Raw genomic sequence first — 417 nt, forward strand, 5'->3', positions numbered from 1 at the left:
CCCTCCTCCAACCCGTCCGAGACCCCGCCCAGTTCGTAGGAGTCCGCGCCCATCGCATGCGCGTCGCACAGCATCCGCCAGTGCAGCGCGCAGCTGGGCCGCAGTTCCCGGTGGCGTACGGCGGGCCCGCTGTACGCATGCCGCACCGTCGCGCCCGACAGGGTCATCAGCGCGGCCGCCACGGCCTCCCCGTCGTACTCGGCGAGGTACAGCCGCAGCCCGTCGGCCCCGTCCGCGTTCAGTGCGTCCCACATCCGCCGGAAGTACTGCACCGGACGCGGCGCGAAGCGCCCGCGGGCGGCGTCACGGGCGTACAGCGCGTGGAAGTCCCCCAGGTCGCTCTCGTTCCCCCAGCCGACCCGCACCCCGCTCGCCTCGGAGGCCTCGACGCCCCGCTTCCAGTACGGACCGAGCCCG

General features: G+C 74.3%; 1 protein-coding gene. It reads right to left on the reverse strand.

The features are described from left to right. Positions 1-417 (reverse strand): GNAT family N-acetyltransferase (locus J0695_RS40390; RefSeq protein ID WP_206969776.1); only part of this gene is annotated, 417 nt, incomplete at both ends.

Source organism: Streptomyces beijiangensis, from assembly GCF_017315755.1.
GTDB lineage: Bacteria > Actinomycetota > Actinomycetes > Streptomycetales > Streptomycetaceae > Streptomyces > Streptomyces beijiangensis.